General features: G+C 43.1%; 1 protein-coding gene. It reads right to left on the bottom strand.

All coding sequences use genetic code 11. The features are described from left to right. Positions 1-40: 40 nt before the first annotated feature. Positions 41-1,249 (bottom strand): IS256 family transposase, encoded by a 1,209-nt coding sequence (locus tag CLV42_RS33635; RefSeq protein ID WP_106606329.1) that lies wholly within the window; start codon positions 1,247-1,249, stop codon positions 41-43. Positions 1,250-1,416: the final 167 nt, after the last annotated feature.

The following is a 1,416-nucleotide window of genomic DNA, read 5'->3' as shown; positions in this document are numbered from 1 at the left end:
GAGACTATAAAATATATTGTGTAAACACATAGTCAACTGATCAAATCCGACATCTGTTTTCAAAAATAGTTAAATATTGATGGAGCACCAGCCCCCAGTTATGGATAGGCATGCTCCATTTTTTTTCAATGTTCATGATAGCCAGGTAAACGGCCTTTTGAGCCGCAGCATCATCCGTAAATTGAACTTTGGTCTTAGTATACTTGCGGATGCCCCTATTAAGATTTTCGATGGTATTTGTGGTATACATGATCTTGCGGATCTCCATTGGGAAGTCAAAGTAGCTGGTAAGATTATCCCAGTTGTTCTCCCACGATTGAATGGCATGTCTGTATTTAGCCCCCCACTTATCAGAACAAGCGACTAACGCATGCTCTGCAGCTGCACGATTAGGCGCTCCATAAACTTCCTTCAGATCAGCACAAAACTCTTTCCTGTCCTTCCATACCACATATTTACAGCTATTGCGGATCTGATGGACAACACACAGCTGGGTAATTGTTTGTGGGAATACACCCTTAATAGCATCTGTAAAGCCTTTTAAGTTATCAGTGCAGGCAATTAATATATCCTCTACTCCTCGAGCCTTTAAATCGGTTAAAACGCTCATCCAGAAGGAGGCGGATTCAGTTTCTGCCATCCACATGCCCAACACTTCTTTCAACCCATCATTTTTCAGTCCGATTACCAGGTATATGCATTTGTTGATATACTTACCGTTTTGCTTGACTTTCAGCACTATTCCATCCATCCAGACCATAAAGTAAACAGGCTCAAGAACCCTGTTCTGCCAGCTTTTTACATGCTCCGAGATACGATTAGTGACATTGGAAATGGTGCCTTCGCTTACGTCTACACCGTATACCTCTTTCACCTGATCACTAATGTCTGAGGTTGTCATTCCGCGGCTGTACATGCCGATAATAGCCTCTTCCAGCTTATCACTCATCCGTTGTCCCTTGGGAATAAGGACTGGGTCAAACTCACTATTACGATCACGGGGAATATTAAGGGCAAGGTCGCCGAGAGATTCTGTCTTAATTTTCTTTTTGTAAGAGCCATTGCGGCTATTACCTGAGTTTCTTCCTTCAGGGCTATGTTTCTCATAACCAAGATGTTCATCGAGTTCTCCCTTCAGCATTTCTTCCACACCCTGCTTAAACAGGCTATTGAAAAAGGCGTGAAACTCCTCTTTGTTCTTAAACTGCTTGAAGAACTCCTTCGAGAATTGTGGTTGTTGATTGTCCATGGTACTGTATTCAAAGTTAAAAAATATCGGGGGCAAATCCAGCCGCCGTACCCAGCAGGTGTCGTTCCGTTCGGCTCCGCTACGCTCCGCCTCACTTCACTCCACCTGCTGGTGGTATTAACTCGATACAGTTGAATATATACTTACACAAAGAATTTTACACTACC

Source organism: Chitinophaga ginsengisoli (assembly GCF_003014595.1).
GTDB lineage: Bacteria > Bacteroidota > Bacteroidia > Chitinophagales > Chitinophagaceae > Chitinophaga > Chitinophaga ginsengisoli.
This window is presented reverse-complemented; position numbering and strand designations above follow the sequence as displayed.

Coding starts and splice junctions, on each gene's coding strand:
- CLV42_RS33635 (WP_106606329.1), bottom strand. CDS start 1,249: ATGGACAATCAACAACCACAATTCTCGAAGGAGTTCTTCAAGCAGTTT.